Origin of the sequence: Saezia sanguinis (assembly GCF_963921665.1) — a bacterium.
GTDB classification, from domain to species: Bacteria; Pseudomonadota; Gammaproteobacteria; order Burkholderiales; family Burkholderiaceae_C; genus Saezia; species Saezia sanguinis.
Map to the genome: position 1 here is coordinate 88951 of NZ_CAWUGC010000019.1, position 20900 is coordinate 109850.

The window sequence follows — 20900 nt, forward strand, 5'->3', positions numbered from 1 at the left end:
AGCAGCAGTATAGCCGCTCACCTTAATGATGCCAGCAATTTATCTACATATTGCGGCACCACTTCCGTTGCAGGCCCATAAATCCGGGTTTGAAACAGACTCTCCCCCTGGCTGGGCTCCAGGTTCAGTTCAACCGTCTGCGCCCCGGCTTCATTGGCCACCTGCACAAAGCCGGCTGCCGGGTACACATGCCCGGAAGTGCCGATGGAAATAAAGCAGTCCGCATACATGAGCGCCTCGTAGATTTCATCCATCAGCAAAGGCATTTCGCCAAACCAGACAATGTGAGGACGCAGGCGCTGCGACGGCTGGCAACATGTGCAGCCATCCTCTTTTGTGACATCACCGGTCCACTCAACCACCTGGCCGGAGCGTACGCAGCGCACCTTTTGCAGCTCGCCGTGCATGTGAATCAGGTTTTTTGTTCCGGCCCGCTCATGCAGGTTATCCACATTCTGTGTTACCAGCAAAAATTCACCATTAAATTCCTGCTCCAGCCTGGCCAGCGCCAGGTGCGCCGCATTGGGCTTCACCTCGGCGTCTAAAAGCTGGCGCCGCCTGGCATTGTAAAAAGTCTGCACCAGTTGCGGATCGCGCTGATATGCCTGCGGCGTTGCCACGTCTTCAACCCGGTGTTTTTCCCATAAACCGTCACTGGCACGGAATGTTGCAATCCCCGACTCAGCAGAAATACCGGCCCCCGTCAGCACCACAATTTTTTTCATTTTTGCAACCCTCATCCTTCAACACAATTCTGTTTTTAATGCTTTTTCTTTTTTTCTGCTTTGACACAGTCTGCACACAAACCGTACAAAGTGACCTCATGGCTTTTCACCTTGAAACCAGGGGGCAGCAGGCTGGCAAAGTCTTCTGCGCAGCCATGCACGTCAAAAGCACGTGTACACTGGGTGCATAAAAAATGGTGGTGATGGTCGTCATGTTCATGGTGAATGGCTTCATAGCGTGCCGCTTCACCCGGCAGTTCAACCATGCGGATGCTGCCTTCTTCCATCAGCACTTTCAAGTTGCGGTATACCGTGGCAATGCCAAGTGCCGGAACATCCTGCTGCGCCAGCAGAAGCACTTCCTGCGGTGTCAGCGGCCTTTTAACATCCTGCAGCACCGCCAGCATGGCTGTACGTTGTTTGGTTGAGCGTTTCTGCTCCATTCTCATCGTTTCCTATCAATCTCTTTGTTCTGGCTTCGTTCTGGTTTCAGGAGTCATGCACCGCAGGTATTCCCCAAGGGCTGATTCTCCTGAACATCCAATACCCGACTTTTTGATTTCCCTTTAATTGATATTGATATTTTATTATCAATTAGAATAAGCACCAGAACAGCAGGGAATTCTGCCAGCATGTGCATGTATCTGCATGCCCCTGACAAGCGCTTTGGCTGAATATTAAAACTGAATATCAAAAATTACTCCTCCCAATCATATGAGCCGGCATTCGCGTATCTCCAGAAGAACCACCGTATTTTGTGCTGCGGCCTGGCAGCGTTTACTGCTTGCCGCCACAGGCGCTGCTTTTTTATGGTTGATGGTTTACTGGTCGGTCCGAACCTGAGCACTGCCCTGCATCATGACCCAAGCAACCACCGCAATGGTTCTCAACGACGTGACACTGGCTTACCGGCAACAGCCGGTGCTCAGCCGTATCAACGCCCACATTGATCACGGCACACTTACGGCTGTGGTTGGTGCCAACGGGTGCGGAAAATCGACGCTGCTCAAAGCCGTTGCAGGTCTGATCAAGCCGCTCACGGGGCATATCACCATTGCGCCGGACATACACAATGTGGCTTATCTGGCGCAGGTCAGTGAAATCGACCGCAGCTTTCCGATTTCTGTTTTTGACTTTGTCGCGTCCGGCCTGTGGAAAAAAGCAGGCGCATTCAAAGCCATCAGCGCTGAGCTGGAAACACGTATCCTCATCGCATTGGAAGCCGTGGGCATGCGGGAAAGTGCGGACAAATTGATCGGAGAGCTTTCCGGCGGGCAATTTCAACGCATCCGTTTTGCCCAACTGGTCTTACAGGAAGCCCAGCTTTTTTTGCTTGACGAGCCGTTTACCGGCATTGATGAACCCACCATGCGCGACCTGATGCGCCTGCTGCACCATTGGCACCGCCAGGGAGCAACCCTGCTGGTGGTTTTGCATGATCTGGAACTGGTGCGCCAGCAATTCCCCAACGTATGGTTACTGGGGCAGCAAAGCATTCTGCGCCAGGGCGATGCCGCCACCTGCCTCAACACATATGCAGCGGCACATCCCGGCACCAAAAATAAAACCGGCATACAGGAGCATGCATGAACATGCTGGAATGGCTGGTTTCCCCCTTTGCCGACTTCAGTTTCATGCGCCGGGCGCTTACCGGCTGTGTCGCACTCAGCCTGGGCAGCAGCCCGCTGGGCGTATTGCTGTTGCTGCGCCGCATGAGCCTGATGGGAGACGCCATGTCGCACGCCATTTTGCCCGGCGCTGCAGTGGGTTACCTGCTGTTCGGCCTGTCGCTGCCTGCCATGACGATTGGCGGCATTGCCGCCGGTTTGCTGGTTGCCTGCCTGGCCGGTGTGGTCACCCGCTACACGGTTCTGAAAGAAGATGCCAGCTTTGCGACGTTTTACCTGATTTCACTGGCACTGGGCGTGCTGATCATCTCGCTACGCGGTACCAGCGTCGACCTGCTGCACGTCCTGTTCGGTACCGTTTTATCACTGGATAATGCCACCTTGTTTCTGGCCGCGGGCATTGCGACACTTTCACTGCTGCTGCTGGCATTGTTGTACCGCCCTTTGATCATTCAGAGTTTTGACCCGAACTTTTTAATCACCAAAGGGTGGTGGAATGCCCTGGCCTATGGTGCATTTTTGCTGTTGCTGGTGCTGAATCTGGTCGGCGGCTTCCACACCCTGGGCACGTTAATGGCTGTTGCCTTCATGGTGTTGCCTGCTGCTGCGGCACGCTTCTGGGCTGCCACCGTTGCCAAACAAATGCTGGTTGCTGCTGCTACCGGCGTGGCAGCAGGCTATATCGGGCTGCTGATTTCTTACCATTTTGCAACCCCGGCCTCCCCTGCCATCGTGCTGACGCTGGGTGGCATTTACATCATTTCCATGTTCCTGGGGTTGCACAGTGGTTTGCTGATACGGCCACCAAAAATACAACCAGGCCAGACATAACACCATGGTTTCAAGACATGAGGGCGTGTTGATGCCCTCGCCGTTCAATTTTGCAAGGAAACTCATATGCATACACTTTCTTTACGCTTGCGCCTGATACTGTTGCTCTGCCTGTCTGTTCTGTTCATGGCGCCGTTGACAAAAGCACATGCCGAGCCGTTGAAAGTGGTTGCCAGTTTTTCTATCCTGTCAGATCTGGTGCAACAGGTTGGCGGCGAGCAGGTGCAGATCAGCACCCTGGTTAAACCCGACAGCGACGCCCACATGTACGAACCCACAGCACAGGATGCGCGCCTGTTGTCTCAGGCCGATATCCTGTTTGTCAACGGCCTGGGGTTCGAGCCCTGGCTGCCCCGCCTGCGAAATGCCGCGGGCTTTGCCGGAACGGAAGTCGTTGTCTCCCAGGGCGTAACACCGCGCAGGTTGAATGATGAACATGATGATGCCCACGCTCACAACCATGACGATCATGACCATGACCACGATGTGCACGATCATGGGGAGTTTGATCCGCATGCATGGCAGAACGTGGCCAATGCGATCATCTATGTTCGTAACATTGAAGCCGCACTGAGCCAAGCCGACCCTGCACATGCCGCCATTTATGCACAACGCGCCCAGAACTACATCAAAGAACTGCATCAGCTGGAGCGTGATATTCGCGATGCACTGGCAACCTTATCGCCAACACACCGCACGCTGGTCACCACACATGATTCTTTAGGCTACTTTGCGCAAGCTTATGGGCTGACGCTGATTTCACCCATGGGTTTTTCAACCAGTACAGAACCTTCGGCTGCCGATATCGCCCGGCTGATCGAGCAGATCCGATCACAGCAGGTTTGTGCGGTATTTCTGGAAAATGTCAGCAACCCTAAAATGATTCAACGCATTGCACAGGAAACGGGCGCGGTCGTTGGCGGCACACTGTATTCCGATGCGCTTTCAGCACCAGGCACGGCAGCAGACAGTTACATCGGTATGATGCGCAGCAATCTGACGGTTTTGATCAAGGCCTTGAGTGGCAAACTGATCACGTCATAACCATACAGTGCCAATACATGTTCAGGGCCCATAAAATATGCGCACTTGTTGGATAGCAACCACACGCATGATAGACTGTACAAATTGACTCTCATCTGTTACCGCTGAATCCAATTTCTGTTGTCCATAACCAGAATCCCTTTGCGGCTCAGCGGCTAACTGTTTTTAACTCAAAATAACATGCGGCTATCTGAACTCAAATAAAAACATGCCCCACATTCATTTCAAAAAATACCGGCAACCCGCTGCCAGACCTCGCTTTCGTAAAATTCCAGTTTGCACTGCATTTCCTGCCCCGCTGAGCCTACAATACTGAATATTGCGCGCAGGTTTTTAAGGTCTTTTCATAAAACCTCGACAAATAGACCTCTTTTTCTTTTAGAATCATAGGGTTATGCTAACCTCCCTGGCCACCCTCATTATCCTCCCGTTTGCTGGAAGTCTGGTTGCAGCGTTGCTGCCAACCAATTCCCGCAATATGGAAGCATTCCTGTCCGGGATGATTGCGCTGATATGTGTGGTGCAGGTGGCTCTGTTTTTTCCTGACGTGTCTTCAGGAACGGTGTTGCGGCAGGAAATTCTCTGGATTCCCTCACTTGGTATCAACCTGACATTCCGGATGGATGGCTTCACCTGGCTGTTTGCCATGCTGATTTTTGGCATTGGCGCTTTGGTGACATTGTATGCCCGCTACTACATGTCACCACAAGACCCGGTGGCGCGTTTTTTCTCTTTCTTTCTGGCTTTCATGGGTGCCATGTCCGGGGTTGTGCTGTCCGGCAACCTGATTCAGTTGGTGTTGTTCTGGGAACTCACCAGTCTGTTTTCATTTCTGCTGATCGGTTACTGGTACCACCGGCGTGACGCCCGCAACGGCGCCCGCATGGCATTGACCGTGACCGGGCTGGGTGGTTTCTGCCTGCTGGCAGGTGTTCTGATTCTGGGGCAGATTGTTGGCAGCTTTGATATGGATACGGTACTGGCCGCCGGTAACATCATACGCAAGCATCCTCTTTATACACCCATGCTGGTGCTGATCCTGCTGGGGGCATTCACCAAAAGCGCCCAGTTTCCATTCCAGTTCTGGCTGCCCCGTGCCATGGCCGCACCCACCCCTGTATCGGCCTACCTGCACTCAGCCACCATGGTCAAAGCCGGAATTTACCTGATGGCGCGCCTGTGGCCGGTACTTTCCGGCACGGATGAATGGTTCTGGCTGGTGGCAGGTACCGGGGCATTCACACTGCTGCTGGGAGGCTATGCCGCCACATTCCAAAATGACCTGAAAGGCTTGCTGGCATACTCCACCATTTCCCACCTGGGCCTGATCACGCTGCTGCTGGGCCTTAACAGCAACATGGCTGCTGTTGCGGCGGTATTTCATACCATCAACCACGCCATTTTCAAAGCCTCTTTGTTCATGGCAGCCGGCATCATTGACCATGAAACCGGTACGCGCGACATGCGTAAACTCAACGGCCTGATCAAAGCCATGCCGATTACCGGTGCGCTTTCTCTGGTTGCCAGTGCGGCCATGGCAGGCGTGCCGCTGCTCAACGGTTTTCTGTCCAAAGAAATGTTTTTTGCCGAAACGGCTTACCTGGACGCCTCGCCCTGGCTGTCGTGGGGCATGCCGCTGATTGCGACCGTAGCCAGTGTTTTCAGCGTGGCATATTCCTTGCGCTTTACCGTTGACGTCTTTTTTGGTCCGGCCCCCATGGGGCTGCCGCATGAGCCGCATGAACCTACCCGCTGGATGCGTGTGCCAATTGAATTTCTGGTGTGTCTGTGCCTGATCATCGGTATTGCGCCTTCGCTGTCGATCGGGCCAGTTCTGGCAACGGCGGCCGCACCGGTGGTCGGTGGCACACTGCCAGCCTACAGCCTGGCGATATGGCATGGCTTCAATGTCCCATTGACCATGAGCCTGGTCGCGATGGCGGGCGGTATTTATTTCTACCTGATATTGCACCGGCAAATCAAACTGGGGGTGTTTGCCGGTGTTCCCCTGATCGGATGGGTAAACGGACAGCGCTTATTTACCAGGTTGCTGGCATCGCTGACCTACATGGGCAAACAAATGACGCTGATGCTCAGCACCAAAAGGCTGCAGGCCCAGATTGCCCTGATGCTGTTTGTGGTGCTGGCCGCCGGCCTGTCGCCGCTTTGGATCAACGGGGAAGGCCTGCGCCTGACTTTGGGTGAGCGGGAGCAGCAACCGTTTTCATTTGTCTTTGCCATGCTGTGGGTGGTTGGCGTCTCGTGTGCACTGGGCGCTGCCTGGCAAGCCAAGTTCCATCGCCTGGCATCGCTGGCCATGCTCGGCATGACCGGACTGGTTACCTGCCTGACATTTGTCTGGTTTTCCGCACCAGACCTGGCATTGACCCAGTTGACCGTGGAAGTGGTCACAACCATTCTGATTTTGCTGGGGTTACGCTGGCTGCCCAAGCAGGTGGCTGACCCCGACCACATGAGCAACATTTTCGTTCGTGCCAGGCGAACCCGCGACCTGATTGTTTCTTTGCTGGTTGGCGCATGCGTGACTGTTCTGGCGTTTGCCATGATGACGCACTCTTCCAGTGACCCGCTGGCCGCCAATTTCTTCCTGCAACATGCATTGCCCGAAGGAGGCGGCACCAACGTCGTCAATGTCATGCTGGTTGATTTCCGCGGCTTTGACACCATGGGAGAAATTGTGGTGCTGGGTATTGTGGCTTTGACCGTATATGCACTGCTGCGGCGCTTCCGGCCCGCCAAAGAAAGCACGTACATTCCGGCACAGCAAAGCACGGCACCTGCAGATATTTCATCGGATGTGGAAAACCCGGCCCAGGCCAAGGATACCGCATTGGGCTACCTGATGGTTCCTGCGGTTCTGGTACGGCTGGTGCTGCCGATTGCCACAGTGGTATCCGTGTACTTCCTGCTGCGCGGCCACAATGAGCCTGGCGGCGGTTTCATTGGTGGTTTGATTTTTGCGGCGGCTTTCATCATGCAGTACATGATTGCAGGTACCCAGTGGGTGGAAGCACGGATGAAACTCTATCCACAGCAGTTGATCAGTTTGGGCATTCTGCTGGCGTTGCTGACAGGCCTGGGAGCGATTGCCGTCGGCTATCCTTTCCTGACCACACATGCACCACATTTCCATATTCCGCTGATTGGCGATATTCATGTGCCCAGCGCCATGTTTTTTGACATTGGTGTCTATCTGCTGGTGATTGGTGCCACCATTCTGATTCTGACGGCGTTGTCTCACCAGTCTGTGCGCGGTCGCCGGGCACGCGAAACCGAGGTGGAAGAACGCCTGGCCCGTGACGCTGAAAGCACGGACAGCAAACTGGTGCCAGACAGCATGCTGGCCACACCCGACTCTGAACTGAAGGAAACCGCCTAATGGAAATCACCCTGTCCCTGGCCATTGGCATGTTAACCGCTTCGGGCGTCTGGCTGATTCTGCGCCCACGTACCTATCAGGTCATTATCGGGCTGTCGCTGATTTCATATGCCGTCAATTTGTTCTTATTCAGTTCCGGGCGCCTGATTCTGAACCGTGCGCCGGTGCTGCTGGAAGATGTCCCGCAAACGCTGGAATACTATACCGACCCGATTCCACAGGCGCTCGTGCTGACCGCCATTGTGATCGGATTTGCCACCACCGCCCTTTTCCTGGTTGTCCTGATGGCAGCCCGCGGCTTCAACGGCAACGACCATGTGGATGGAACCGATACACTGCAAGAACCTGAACAGCGCGACAAAACGCAGGAGCGCAGCCAATGATTGCATGGCTTGAGTACAGCATGCCACACCTGATTGTGGCCCCGATACTGTTGCCGATGTTCACGGCAGCCGTACTGGTGGCTGTACGCGAAAAGCACAGAAGCGCCCGTTCATTCATCAACATTCTGGCTTGCCTGCTCAACGTGCTGGTTGCCTGCGCGCTGGTTTACTGGGTCAAAGAGCGCGATGCCTCCAGCGCTTATGGCGTGTATCTGCCGTCCAACTGGGATGTTCCCTTTGGCATTTCACTGCTGGTAGACCGTTTTTCCGCCATGATGCTGCTGGTTGCCAGCATCATCGGCCTGAGTACGGCACTGTATGCCGTTGCCCGCTGGGACCGTGCCGGCGTGCATTTCCAGACGCTGTTTCAAGTACAGCTCATGGGCATCAATGGCGCTTTTTTAACTGCCGACCTGTTTAACCTGTTCGTATTTTTTGAAATCCTGCTGGCCGCCTCTTACGGCCTGGTGCTGCATGGATCAGGCCCCAACAGGGTACGCGCCGGACTGCACTACATTGCCATCAACCTGGTCGCATCGTTTTTCTTTTTGATTGGTGTGGCACTGATTTACAACGTCACCGGCACCCTCAGCTTTGCCGAAATTGCCCAGCGCCTGCAGGTTGTCAACCGTGCCGGGCATGAACTGCTGTACATTGGTTTCGGTGTTCTGGCGGTGGCTTTTCTGGCCAAGGCGGCCATGTGGCCACTGAACTTCTGGCTGGTATCGGCATACAGCAGTGCCAGCGCACCATCCAGTGCAGTCTTCGCTATTTTGACCAAGGTCGGCCTGTATGTGATTTTGCGGCTGTCCTCGCTGTTTTTCTCATCCCCGGCTGTTGGGGAGGATCAGTGGTTTGGCAGTACCTGGCTGACCTATGGCGGCATGATGACATTGGTTTTCGGCATGGTTGGTATTCTTTCCACCATACGCCCGTCCCGTCTGGCTGCTTATGCCACGCTGGTCTCTTCAGGCACCATCATGATGGCCATCAGCTTTGGACAGTTGTCACTGACCAGCGCTGCGCTGTATTATCTGCCCGGCTCTACGCTGGCTGTGGCTGCATTCTTTTTGATTGCAGAGCTCATCGAGCGCTCCCGCTCCCCAGAAGATGCTGAACAGCGCGCTGCCGAAGATGAAGAAGACCGGCTGGTTTTTAACTTGGCCGAGCTTGAGCTGGAAGAAAAGCAGAATGCCAACCTCGATGAACGTGAAGAGGCCATCATTGGCCGGGCTATTCCTGCAGCCATTGCATTTTTAGGTGTCACTTTTGCCTGCTGTGCATTGTTGATTGCCGGCCTGCCCCCCTTGGCCGGATTCATTGCCAAGTTTGCCATGCTCAATGCCCTGATCAATCCGTCAGGGGCCGGCAGCCTGAATGTCATCGCCACGGACAGTGTCCGCTGGGTGGCGCTAGCGCTGATTATCGTCTCAGGCCTGTTCGCATTGATCAGTTTTTCCCGCGCCGGCATCCGCTACTTCTGGTCTCCGGTTAACCGCACCGCGCCGCGCCTGCGTATCATCGAAAGCATTCCCATTGTGATTCTGCTTGCTGCGTGTGTGCTGCTGACCATGCGTGCAGAGATCAGCCTGCGTTATACCTATGCGACATCTGCCGCTCTGTACCAGCCTGCAGATTACATTCGGGCCGTCATGTCCACCCGGCCGATCCCCAGCCCAACCAACCAGGAACGCCTGACGGCGCCAGCAACACCTGCTGCGGAGGTTGCGCCATGAAAAAGGTCATTCACACTCTGTTCCCGGCCCCCTGGCTTTCTGTTGCGCTGGCACTGATGTGGCTGGTATTGAACCACTCATTGAGCCGGGGCCATATTGCACTGGCAATTATTCTGGGCTGGTTTGTGCCGGTTTTCACTGCCTCTTTACGCCCCACGCCAATCACCATCCGGCACCCGCTGGTAGCATTGAAACTGTTTCTGACGGTAGGCTATGATGTGATTGTCTCCAACATCGTGGTTGCCATGGCCGCTGCAAAATTCGGAAAAAGAAAACCTTCCGGGGACTTTATCCGGGTGCCGCTTGAATTGAGCGATCCCAACGGGCTCACTGCCCTGGCGGCCATTTGCACCGTTATTCCCGGCACCATCTGGTCTGAACTGGCACTGGACCGCAGTGCCGTATTGATTCATGTTTTTGATTTAAAAAATCCGCAGGCTGAAATCATCCGTTTCAAAAACCGCTATGAAAAGCCGTTAATGGAGATATTTCAATGACGTCGATTGTTCTTCCTGAATTTTTGAGCTGGGTCGTTCACATCACACTGGGCTGTTACGCCGCAGCGATGGTAATCAGCCTGTTTCGGCTGTTTGTCGGCCCTTCATCGCAGGACCGGATTTTGGCGGCAGACTTCATCTATAACATCGCCATGCTGGTGATTCTGGTGTTAGGCATTCGTTACAGCAGCGCCATGTATTTTGAAGTGGCATTGCTGATTGCCATTTTTGGTTTTGTCAGCTCTACGGCCATGGCCAAATTTCTGTTGCGCGGCGAGGTGATCGAATGAGCCAGGAAATCGTTATACCTCTGTGGATTCAGATTGCTGTTGCCTGCCCGTTGCTGATCAGCGCTGTTTTCACCATCCTGGGCGCGTTGGGGTTGCTGCGGTTTGATAATTTTTACCTGCGCATGCACCCTACAGCCATTGTTTTTACACTGGGGGCCTGGTGTGTTTGCATTGCGGTGCTGATCTTTTTTACCGCCACGCAGGCGCGTCCGGCTTTATATGCCTGGCTGATTGTCGTCATGCTGGCCATCACCATTCCGATTACCACTGTGGTATTGGCACGTGCGGTACTGTTCCGAAAACGCCAGGAAGGGCTGCCAGCACCTGCATCGCTGAGTTATACCATCGTACTGGGTGACATGGCCCCCATGCCCGATAGTGAACAGGGCGCGGACACGCAGACCGAAGACCTGTAATACTGCAAAATATCGCAAACAAAACAGAGCACCCTTGCCTATTGGTATTGGCTTGGATGCTCTGCTTTTGCCTTAGTGACTACTTACGCTCAAACGCTTTTCAGGCACGTCCCCGAAGTTAGAAGATAAACTTCAACCCCAACGACCCTGAGTTCATCGACTTGATACGCGTTTCACCCGAACCCGCTCTGAACTGGTGGCCGATTTCACCATACAGCCGCAGACTGGATGTGATATCCAGCGTAAAGCCCAAAGCCAGTTCGGGGCTGGTATAGCTGACCGATGAGCCAAACCGGTTTGACAGGGTATCGGTAAACGTCACATAGTCGCTGCCCGAGAAGGTATGCCACAGGTTAAAGCGGGCATATGGCGTAAAGTCGCCCCACGAGGTTTTCGTGGGTAAAACGATCCGCGCGCCCACCCGGCCGATGACGGCATCTTTGGTATCCATGCTGACCTGCGTGGTCAAGCCGGTTGTACTGTCATCAATGCTGGTGTGCATGTAAATCAGTTGTGCCTGCGGCTCAATGAACGCCCGGCTTTCGCCGATGGTAAATGGCCGCCCCACTTCCAGCGAAGCCGTGATACTCTTGGCATCAAAGCTGGCCTTGCGGAATGCATTGTCCTGCGAGGGATCCAATTTGACATCATGCCAGCCGACCTGCAGCACGCCGTCGGCGTAAAACCCGTTTTCAGCGGTATAGGTTCCATAGCCGCCAAAGAAATAGGATTGCGCCTTGATATCCCCAGCCTTGATCCAACCGAAATCAGACGATGTATCCACCCCGGCCTTGTTGTCCAGCATGCCGGCATACACACCAAGGTTCCAGCTCTCGTTGGTCATCAGGTCAACACCGCCCTGGAAGCCCTTGGAGCTGACGCTGGCACGTGAATAAACATCGCTGTGCTGTTCAATATCGCCGGAGCGACCCAGAACGCGCGTCCACAGACGGGGGCCATCTACCGACAACGTCGATCCTGCACGGCCATCATGAACTTCGTCCCCCATGCGCTGATGCAGTGTTCCCAGCATCATCAGCGTATCGCCCCGCAACACATTGGGCAAAGCGGAGTACAAAGGCACATCAGGCCGGAACTCGGAACGCAGATACCAGTTTTCCCCCTGGCCCTGTGCATCACCGGCATACAGACGGTATTCATATGCACCGGCCAGTACATATTCACGCTGCAGGTTGAAAGCATCCTTGGTGGTCTGTGCGGTGGTTTGTGCGCCGTTGAGCGCTTCCACCACAATGATGCCATCCCCCGTGGTTGCAAACCCGCCTGAGTTGATCGGCTGTACCACCAATGTGGTCTGACCACTGGCAGTGCCGCCGTCAATCACTAGCTTGTCGGCCACCTGCTTTATCCCATCCAGAGAAAGCTTCATGGTGCCGTTCTGGCCCACATAATTATTGGCAATCAGGTAGCTGTCTGCACTCCGGCTGGCAAGTGTAACCGTGCCAGCGTTCACCAGGTCGGCCACCTGCTGATTGTGTCCGCCGGTATCCAGCGTTGCCCCTGCATCCACCGTATGGTTAGACGCCGCACTGAAGGCAAATGCCATGCCGCCTTGCAATGTAGCGCCGGAACGGATCGTGGTGGAGCCGGTGTACAGGTTCTGATTGGTCAACACGGTTGTGCCACCAGCATCACGCAACACGTTGCCATCGCCGGAAATAACACCGCCATACGTCTGGCTGCCACTGACATTGTCAAACACCAGCGTTCCCGTACCGATTACGGCAGACGTACGGTCTCCCAGATAAACGTTTTGATTTCCCAGACTGCCGCTGCTCAGGTCATGACCACCGACGCGCGCCACCGAATCGCTCAGCACCTGAAGCACCGGTGCGGTTCCGGCCATTTGCAGATCACCCACAATGCGAACGTCACTGTTGTCAAGCACATTGATCACATTCCAGCCCGAGCCGATATTGGTGCCACGTGACAGATCATCTGTAGGCAAAGTGCCAACCTTGGCATTGGCCCCCGATACACCGGAAAGCTGCAGCACATTACCGTCTGCTGCCGGTGTCATGATGTGTGAAACACCACCCAGATCTCCCTGCTGGATCAGCGCAAAGTTGTTCCCGCCCGTGCCTTCAAATTCCACGGCACCGCGGAATGATCCGGCTGTCCAGCGGAAAACGTCTTCGCCCGCCCCGGTATTGATCACCCCGACGGTGGAGGCCCCGGCAGTAATCAGGTTCACCAGGTCATTACCTGCACCGGACTGAATGACCCTCTGCGTGGCATCAGCAGCTTCAAGCACATAATCATTTTGAATGATTTTGTCGTTCGAGCCGCTGGCATCCACTACCGCTCTGCCTGCTACGCTGGCAGAGCGTATCTCGCCTGTATTCAGGATACTTTGCGCGTCACGTGCAATCAGCGCAGAACCACCGGTGCTATCAAGCACATTGATCACCCCGTCGGTCTGCACTGCGCCTGTGGTATTGGCATATACGCCGGAACCGGTTGCAGTACCGCTGGCGTTGCCCACATTGACGGTATAACCATCACTGAACAGGAAGCTTGAAGTCAGTTGCGGTGCGCTCGTATCATAGTTATCCAGCACATAGCCGGTACCTGCACCTGTGACATTGATGGTATTGCCCGAGTTGCCGGAGTTCAGATCCACTGCCGTGCGAATCCCTGCGCCATCATGCGCATTGATGGTGACATCGGTCAGCGTGATCAAAGAGGTTTCCGCTTTATTTTCAACCCCTGTCCCGCTGCCTCGAACATCCACGGTCAGGTCTGTCGCGGTCAGCCCGGCAGCGCCCGTATCCAGCAAAATACCATCGGCAGTACCATCGGCAACAATACCATCGCTGCCATCTGCCACCAGGCCCGCGCCATCGAGCAGTTGAACTGCAGCCGTGCCATCATCGGTCTGAACATGCCCGAGCTTGCCGATAACCGCATTGCTGCCGGTAGCCTGAACCCCGACACCGTGAGCCACATACAAAGCCTCATCGGCGTTATTGATCAGTTGCCCGTAGTCTTCAATGCGCACACCCGTATTGTCTGTGCCTTGCAGGTTCACTGTGGCGTCACTGTTAAGCGTGATCGTCCCATAGGTTCTTGCCACATAGGCAACAACATCATCGGCTGAGGAAGTGATGCGTCCGCTCGAATCCAGATTGGTGTAATAAACACCCTGCTTCTGGTTCACCACATTGTATTTCTGCCCATCCACCACACCGGCGGTGGCGCCAGAGCCGGTCAGATTAATCACGGTATTGGCATCAATATGACCAACGGCACCGCCCTCAATGCGTACGCCAATGGAGTTTTCTCCGCCGACATTCAGCGTTGCATTCCCCGTATCTACCACAGAGGAGCTGCCGGAGCCCACAATCGCGATGGAATCCTGTCCGGTAACCGTCATTTCCATCGGCAGGCCAGAATCGCCATTGGTGCCGTCAAACTCCGCACCATCCGCTACGCGAAACAGCGTGGTACGTGCATGGCCATTATCCGCCGTTGTGATGGTTTCAATATTGGCTTTAGCCCCGACGCCAGAAAGCAGATAACCGATCTGATCGGTATTATTGATAACCGGGCTGGACTGCGCTGCTACATTAACCGTTCCATGGTTTTGCACATAAATGCCAATAGCACCCTGTCCATCCAGAACAATGTTTGATTGAATATTGGCCGTAGCCCGATACGTATCAGCCAGGCTGCCCTCAACCACCACCGCATAGTTCCGGTAGCCGGTAGACGGGTCCTGCCCGTCAATCACCGTAATGGCCCCTGTGCTGGTTGTCGTCACTTCTGCATCAGCCGTACTGCTCAGCACATGCAGGCCCACATTATTTTTGCCGGAAACATTGATCTGCCCGGTATTTTCTATGGTAGAGCCAGACGCCCCGGAGTTTCTGACCGTCATACCATAATTGACACGCCCGGCCTGATCACCATTGATGTTGATGGTGCCGCTGTTGCTGACATCGCCACTGGAGTCCACCACCAAAATCCCAGCGGCGTTGCGCACGCCCGTGCCTAATGTAATGTCGCCTTTATTTTGCACATTGCCTGCGGTTTCAACATAAACCCCGGCAGACAGATTTGCGCCGCCGCCCATATTGACATCGGCCGTATCTTCATCAATGCTTGACTGCGCTTCGCGACCAATATAAATCTGGCCGGTATCCTCATTGGTAAACGACCCGTTGCCCGTCACAATGACGCCATAGGCCGTTCCGTCTCCGAAGGAGTTACCCGAACCATCCCGGCCATCCACCAGGTTGATGGAGCCAGAGTTGTAGCCCTGTGAGTTCCCTTCTATCCACATGCCACGGCCCAGCACCCAACCGTCTTCAGGCAAAGGCTCTGAATCAATACCGTCCGAAACACCGGTTGGAGACGAATAGTCGTTGGTCGTCAAGGCCTGGTTGATCACACCATTGTTCACCACAACGCTGTCGCCGGCACCGTGCATCCCAAAAGAGCCCCAGTTCGTGACATCCTGGCGCCCGTCTTTGTCAACAAACAGGCCCGAATTCAGCACCCCGTTATTGATACCGGTGGAATCCACCATGACCATACCCTGCGAAACATTGGTATATATGGATGTACGCCAATGATCGAGCTGTCCGTCATTCACCAGTGTTGCGCCGCTGTCTGCATACAAGGCCCCGCCGGAACTGCCGGAAACGGCCAGCCGCGCATCCGATTCAATCTGTCCGCTGGCGTTGGAGCCGGTCACATGTATCGCGTGCAGTTCACCGATGCCTTCGGTGGCTTTGTTATTGTGTTCTGCGCCATCATCCCATACCTTGTAGGACCACGACACTGTGCTGGAGTCGCCATACGCCGCATCCAGTTGCGTGCGGTACTGGCTTTTCACCTGGTTTTCAGACAAGGCCAGCCCGCCATCCGCAGCGGAAACCACCCAATACTGAAACTGGTCCTGCAACCAGTTGTTATAGGCAGCCAGCTCGGTCGGGTTGGAAATGGTAAACGTTTTAGATGTTGACTGTACCCCTAAGCTGTGGTCATTGGGATCCACCCAACTGTACTCAGTGGTCGTGACATCCTGAAACTGCAACAGTTCGGCAGAGCCGCCCTGCACTTCCGTGGCAATAACGGGCGTTACTTTGAAGTCAATGTAGTTGTCAGACTGCCAGACAATGCTGCTGTCATTACCGGCCGTACCATCTGCATATAACAATGTCGATTGTTTGGCCGACATCGAAATGGTGTTGTCCGCTTCCCGCACATTCTTGGTGTCATCACCCAGATCCACATTGATCTGTCCACCGGCTGACGTGACCTGACCCAGCCCGGTACCAATGTAAATGGAACTGTTCACCAAATCGACATCCGGGTTAAAAACCGGTAACTGCTCGGTTGAAAAGTCCTTGAAATAGCCGCCGTTTTCCAATGCGTCAGAGTCATAAGTCGGGATTGCAAGCACCCCGCCGGTCTTGGGGTCAAACACGTTAACCACTTCGTTCTGAGACGGCGTGCCGATTTTCTGGAAATAATCGGTCACATCGGCAGGCGGTGCATTGGTCCACTCAAACTTGTCCTGGATCTGCAAATCACCTGAGCTGGGCGATCCGGAAGACGCAAAACCACCAGGAACAATGACACCATTGAGATTGCCGGTGATTGTCAGCGGTGTTCCGTCTGTCGGTACCGTGTATTGATAGCCATAGCTGGAGCCATCGGGCGTCATGTTTTGAATATTGACCGTTGTCTGCGCCTGAATCGGCGCTGTCAGCGCGAACGTCCCTAAAAAAGCAAGACAGGCTTGCCACATCCGGCTGGGTGCTTTCTGCGCAGCAACGGCTGGCGCATGCTCTTTTCGCCTTGTCTTAAGAATCAGGCGTGTTGTGCTGCCTCCTTGGGTCTGGCTTTTAGCCAGCTCAGAAGCAACAACAAATTGAGACAGAGCACGGTTCCATACAATCCGGTAGGTTGAGTTCATCGCTTGTTATCCTGTATAGCTAATAAAGCCCGAGTGAGTAGCTACTGATCTTTTTTTTCTTATCGTAATTCTGGTTTTATGCATTAAATATAGTTTTTATTCCCTGCTTTAAAAACCGCATGACACTCGTTTCTTGGCATCTCTGTGCGAAAGTTCACACTTTCGGGGTATCAAAAAGGGCCTGGTGTTGTCATTTGACACCAAGCGATAGGCTGAAATACGCATGAAAACACTGCGCCAGCCTTATTTGCAGGCCTTCTCAGCATGTTGGCAGACACACGCCTGCTTGACGCAGGCATAAAAAACGGGCTCTTAAAAAACCCGTTTGCAAAAGAACCTACCGTATGTCTACAGCCTTCACGAAAGCCAAAAAACCAAAAGCCGCTCTGAGGGTATCAGAGCGGCCTGTCATTAATTACAGCGATTACAGCTTGCGCATCAAACGCGGTTGTGTCTGACCTTTCAGACGGTTATCCGGTCATCAATTGGCGCTGCCAGACTCCTCGGGCTGTTGCACAACTTCCAACAAAGCATCCGCAGAGAAATCTGCTTTCTCCACAATCACAACCTCCACCCGGCGTGCCTGTGCGTACGAGCCGTCCCCGGTCGTTTCAGTTGGACGCAACAAATACAACTGCGTCTGCGGGACACCCATGGCAACCAGTGCTGCCCTGACATTCAGCGCCCGCTGTTTTGCCAGTTCTTCATTGGCAGCCGGATCGCCTGTCGGATCATGGAAACCTGAAATCACCAGAAAACGGCCCCGCTTGGCTGCGGCCACAGCATCTGCCAGCGCTGCCTTGGCGCCATCGGCCAGATCAGCTTTACCCGGTGCAAAATAAAAATGCACATTGCCATTGACGATGGTCACGCTGGCAACCTGTTCAGCAGCCACGGCTTCTACCGTGCTCTCAGGCGATGCAGAAGATGCATTATTATTTCCTGCAGTTTGCTGTGCAACTGTGGCCGGCGATGATGATGCCGTTGTCACAGCCGCTGTTTTATGAGGCTGCGCAATACCAATCCACAATGCAATACCAATCGCTACGGCAGCCATTGCACCAATGGCGACCAAGGCAGCACTTTGCCCATCTCCTTCTGAAGCATCTGACATCATGTCCCTTTCAAAATCAAATCGAATCAGCAGATTCTAATAGAAGCCCACCCATACTGCCTGCCAGCCTCCTGTCAACACAGCAATTTACCCAGCCTACATGCGCCGCATTCAGGCCAGAAATGCCTGAACCGACCTAGCAATTCCAGCCGCATCCAGACCATGCATATTTTTCAACTTTTGAGAGTCCCCATGTTCAATAAACTGGTCCGGCAGCCCCAATTGCAGCACAGGGCGCGCCAGCTTAAGTCGCTGCAATGCCTCCATCACAGCACTGCCGGCACCACCCGCAATACAGCCTTCTTCAATGGTCACAATCGTTTCATGCGCGTGCGCAACCTGCTCCAGCAATTCGATATCCAATGGTTTAACGCTGCGCATATTCACAACCGTTGCATCCAGTTGCTCCGCGGCCTCCAGCGCCGGGTACAGCAGCGTACCAAATGCCAGAATCGCCACGTTCTTCCCCTGGCGCCGGATTTCACCTTTGCCATACGGCAGCGGCGCAAGCCCCGGCTCGATCGCTACGCCGGCGCCATTGCCACGCGGATAGCGCACCGCCACCGGGCCGGGCTGCGCATACGCCGTACTTAATAAACGACGGCATTCATTTTCATCCGCCGGCGTCAGTATGCCCATATTAGGAATGCAGCGCAGATAGGCAATATCAAACAAACCCATGTGCGTGGCACCATCGGCCCCCACAATGCCGGCACGGTCCACAGCAAACACCACCGGCAGGTTCTGCAAAGCCACATCGTGAATCAACTGGTCATAGGCTCGCTGTAAAAATGTGGAATAAATCGCAACCACCGGTTTAAGCCCTTCACATGCCAAACCGGCTGCAAAAGTCACCGCGTGCTGCTCTGCAATACCGACATCATAATAACGGCGCGGAAAGCGACGCTCAAACTCTACCAGGCCAGAGCCCTCCCGCATGGCCGGTGTAATGGCAACCAGCCGTTCATCCTGCTCGGCCATGTCGCAAACCCAGTCGCCAAATATCTGCGTGAATGTTTTGCCGCTGGATGCAGGCCCTTTTTGCAGGCCTTTGGCCACATCAAACTTGCCCGGCCCATGGTAGGCAATGGGGTCGGCTTCGGCCAGTTTATAGCCACAGCCTTTTTTGGTAATCACATGCAGGAACTGCGGCCCTTTGGCATTGCGGATGCGCTCCAGCGCATGTACCAAAGATTCCAGATCGTGCCCATCAATCGGCCCCACATAGTTAAACCCCAGTTCCTCAAACAGGGTCCCGGGCACCAGCACGCCTTTGGCATGCTCTTCCAGACGCTTGACCATTTCCAGCAACACAGGCATCGGCCCCAAGACACTTTTAGCGGTATCTTTGGCGGTATTGTAGATACTGATCAGCTTGGCCAGATGCCGGTTCAGAGCCCCCACTGGCGGAGAAATGGACATCTCATTGTCATTGAGAATCACCAGCAGATCAGCATCGCTGACGCCGGCATTGTTCATGGCCTCAAATGCCATGCCGGCACTCATGGAGCCATCACCAATGATCGCCACCGTATGCCGGCGCTCACCCTTCTGGCGTGCCGCCAGCGCCATGCCCAGCGCGGCCGACACGGATGTGGAGGAATGCCCCACACCGAATGTGTCATACTCACTTTCATCCCGTTTGGGAAAACCGCTCATCCCCTGGTATTGCCGCAGCGTCGGCATGCGGTCGCGCCGCCCGGTCAGAACCTTGTGGGCATATGTCTGGTGGCCAACATCCCACACCAGCCGGTCTTCAGGCGTATTGAACACATAGTGCAACGCAACCGTCAGTTCAATGGTGCCCAGGTTGGACGAAAGATGCCCGCCGGTCTGTGCCACGCTTTCCAGCACATAAGCCCTTAATTCATCTGCCACCTGGGGCAACTGCTCTAAACTGAGCTGGCGTAAATCGGCCGGACTTTGGATTTGATTCAATAAGTCACTCACACTAATAACTCCTGGCCACCATTTTGTCGGCCAATGCCTGCAACGGGGCAATCTGCGTCAGTCCGCTGTGCAACAGTGCCTGCCTGGCCTGCGTATGCAGCGCCTGCGCCCGCTGCCTGGCGGCAGCCAAGCCCAATAACGACACATAAGTCGGTTTGCCTGCCTGCGCATCTTTGCCGGCCGTTTTACCAATCACCGCACTTTCGGCTGTTGCGTCCAAAATATCATCAACCACCTGAAACGCCAGCCCCAGCGCATGTCCATATGTATTCAGCGCATCGCGTGCCTGCCGGCTGACGCTTTGTGTACTGCACGCCATTCCCAGCGATATGCAACCGCTGAGCAATGCGCCAGTCTTGAGCTGATGCATTTCCTGCAGGTGCTGCTCATCCATGCTCAGCCCAACGTGCGTGAGATCAATCGCCTGCCCGCCAGCCATCCCCATGGCACCTGCCGCGCGCGCCAATACAGCCACCAGCCGTGCCTGAGCCACCAGCGGAACCTGTGTTTCATCAGCCGGGGTCAGCACCTCAAAAGCCAGTGCCTGCAACGCATCGCCGGCCAACAATGCCAGCGCCTCGCCAAACTTCACATGCACGGTAGGCTGCCCGCGGCGCAGCACATCATTATCCATGCAGGGCAAATCGTCATGCACCAGCGAATAGGCATGAATCAGCTCAACGGCGCAGGCCGCTCTGAGCGCTGCCGGCGTTTCCTGAGCCCCCACCGCCTGCGCGGTTGCCAGCACCAGCAGCGGGCGCAACCGCTTGCCCCCATTCAAGGCTGCATAACGCATCGCCTGCCCCAGCTCTGCCGGCGCGCTGGCGCTGACATGCTGGTCAAGCGCTGTTTCAATCCGTTCAAGCTGCTGCGCTGCCCAGCGCTCATAGTCAAAGGCCTGCTGCTGACCTTCGGCATTGACAGCATATGGCATCTGAA

Annotated in this window: 15 protein-coding genes; 9 read left to right on the forward strand and 6 right to left on the reverse strand. The window is 54.8% G+C overall.

What is annotated here, in order from left to right; translation table 11 throughout:
- Positions 1–17: 17 nt before the first annotated feature.
- Both cobB and AACY98_RS14025 read right to left on the reverse strand, forming a co-directional pair.
- Complete coding sequence (gene cobB, locus AACY98_RS14020) at positions 18–725, reverse strand: Sir2 family NAD+-dependent deacetylase (RefSeq protein ID WP_339806013.1); 708 nt, start codon at positions 723–725, stop codon at positions 18–20.
- Positions 726–760: 35 nt separating this feature from the next.
- Entirely contained in the window at positions 761–1168 is a 408-nt protein-coding gene (locus AACY98_RS14025; RefSeq protein ID WP_423817580.1) for a Fur family transcriptional regulator, read from the reverse strand.
- 415 nt (positions 1169–1583) lie between these two features.
- On the opposite strand from AACY98_RS14025, the gene AACY98_RS14030 reads away from it, so the two are divergent.
- The 9 genes from AACY98_RS14030 to mnhG all read left to right on the forward strand — a co-directional run bounded on the left by AACY98_RS14030 (position 1584) and on the right by mnhG (position 10950).
- A complete protein-coding gene (locus AACY98_RS14030; RefSeq protein ID WP_339806017.1) occupies positions 1584–2315 on the forward strand; it encodes a metal ABC transporter ATP-binding protein in 732 nt (243 codons plus the stop codon).
- Positions 2312–3184 carry a metal ABC transporter permease gene (locus AACY98_RS14035; protein ID WP_339806019.1) on the forward strand — a complete coding sequence of 291 codons (873 nt, stop codon included), beginning with the start codon at positions 2312–2314 and terminating at the stop codon, positions 3182–3184. Before AACY98_RS14030 ends, AACY98_RS14035 begins: the two co-directional genes overlap by 4 nt.
- Positions 3185–3250: 66 nt before the next feature.
- Entirely contained in the window at positions 3251–4228 is a 978-nt protein-coding gene (locus AACY98_RS14040) for a metal ABC transporter substrate-binding protein (RefSeq protein WP_339806021.1), read from the forward strand.
- Positions 4229–4622: 394 nt separating this feature from the next.
- Positions 4623–7628: a monovalent cation/H+ antiporter subunit A gene (locus AACY98_RS14045; RefSeq protein ID WP_126980431.1), complete on the forward strand. Its 3006-nt coding sequence runs from the start codon at positions 4623–4625 to the stop codon at positions 7626–7628.
- Positions 7628–8011: a Na+/H+ antiporter subunit C gene (locus AACY98_RS14050; protein ID WP_126980432.1), complete on the forward strand. Its 384-nt coding sequence runs from the start codon at positions 7628–7630 to the stop codon at positions 8009–8011. Before AACY98_RS14045 ends, AACY98_RS14050 begins: the two co-directional genes overlap by 1 nt.
- Positions 8008–9747, forward strand: coding sequence for a monovalent cation/H+ antiporter subunit D (locus AACY98_RS14055; RefSeq protein WP_126980433.1), 1740 nt, complete (start codon positions 8008–8010; stop codon positions 9745–9747). Before AACY98_RS14050 ends, AACY98_RS14055 begins: the two co-directional genes overlap by 4 nt.
- A complete protein-coding gene (locus AACY98_RS14060; RefSeq protein ID WP_339806024.1) occupies positions 9744–10244 on the forward strand; it encodes a Na+/H+ antiporter subunit E in 501 nt (166 codons plus the stop codon). Before AACY98_RS14055 ends, AACY98_RS14060 begins: the two co-directional genes overlap by 4 nt.
- A complete protein-coding gene (locus AACY98_RS14065) occupies positions 10241–10534 on the forward strand; it encodes a K+/H+ antiporter subunit F (RefSeq protein WP_126980434.1) in 294 nt (97 codons plus the stop codon). The genes AACY98_RS14060 and AACY98_RS14065 overlap by 4 nt, the downstream gene beginning before the upstream one ends.
- Positions 10531–10950, forward strand: coding sequence for a monovalent cation/H(+) antiporter subunit G (gene mnhG, locus AACY98_RS14070; RefSeq protein WP_126980435.1), 420 nt, complete (start codon positions 10531–10533; stop codon positions 10948–10950). Before AACY98_RS14065 ends, mnhG begins: the two co-directional genes overlap by 4 nt.
- 118 nt (positions 10951–11068) lie before the next feature.
- Here the strand turns inward: mnhG and AACY98_RS14075 are convergent, their stop codons facing one another.
- The 4 genes from AACY98_RS14075 to AACY98_RS14090 form a co-directional block, all read right to left on the reverse strand.
- Positions 11069–16897 (reverse strand): autotransporter outer membrane beta-barrel domain-containing protein, encoded by a 5829-nt coding sequence (locus AACY98_RS14075; protein ID WP_339806028.1) that lies wholly within the window; start codon positions 16895–16897, stop codon positions 11069–11071.
- A 481-nt stretch (positions 16898–17378) separates the two neighbouring features.
- Positions 17379–18014 (reverse strand): OmpA family protein, encoded by a 636-nt coding sequence (locus AACY98_RS14080; RefSeq protein ID WP_339806030.1) that lies wholly within the window; start codon positions 18012–18014, stop codon positions 17379–17381.
- Between the two features lie 108 nt (positions 18015–18122).
- Entirely contained in the window at positions 18123–19961 is a 1839-nt protein-coding gene (gene dxs / locus AACY98_RS14085) for a 1-deoxy-D-xylulose-5-phosphate synthase (protein WP_339806032.1), read from the reverse strand.
- Between the two features lies 1 nt (position 19962).
- Complete coding sequence (locus AACY98_RS14090) at positions 19963–20895, reverse strand: polyprenyl synthetase family protein (RefSeq protein WP_339806034.1); 933 nt, start codon at positions 20893–20895, stop codon at positions 19963–19965.
- Positions 20896–20900: the final 5 nt, after the last annotated feature.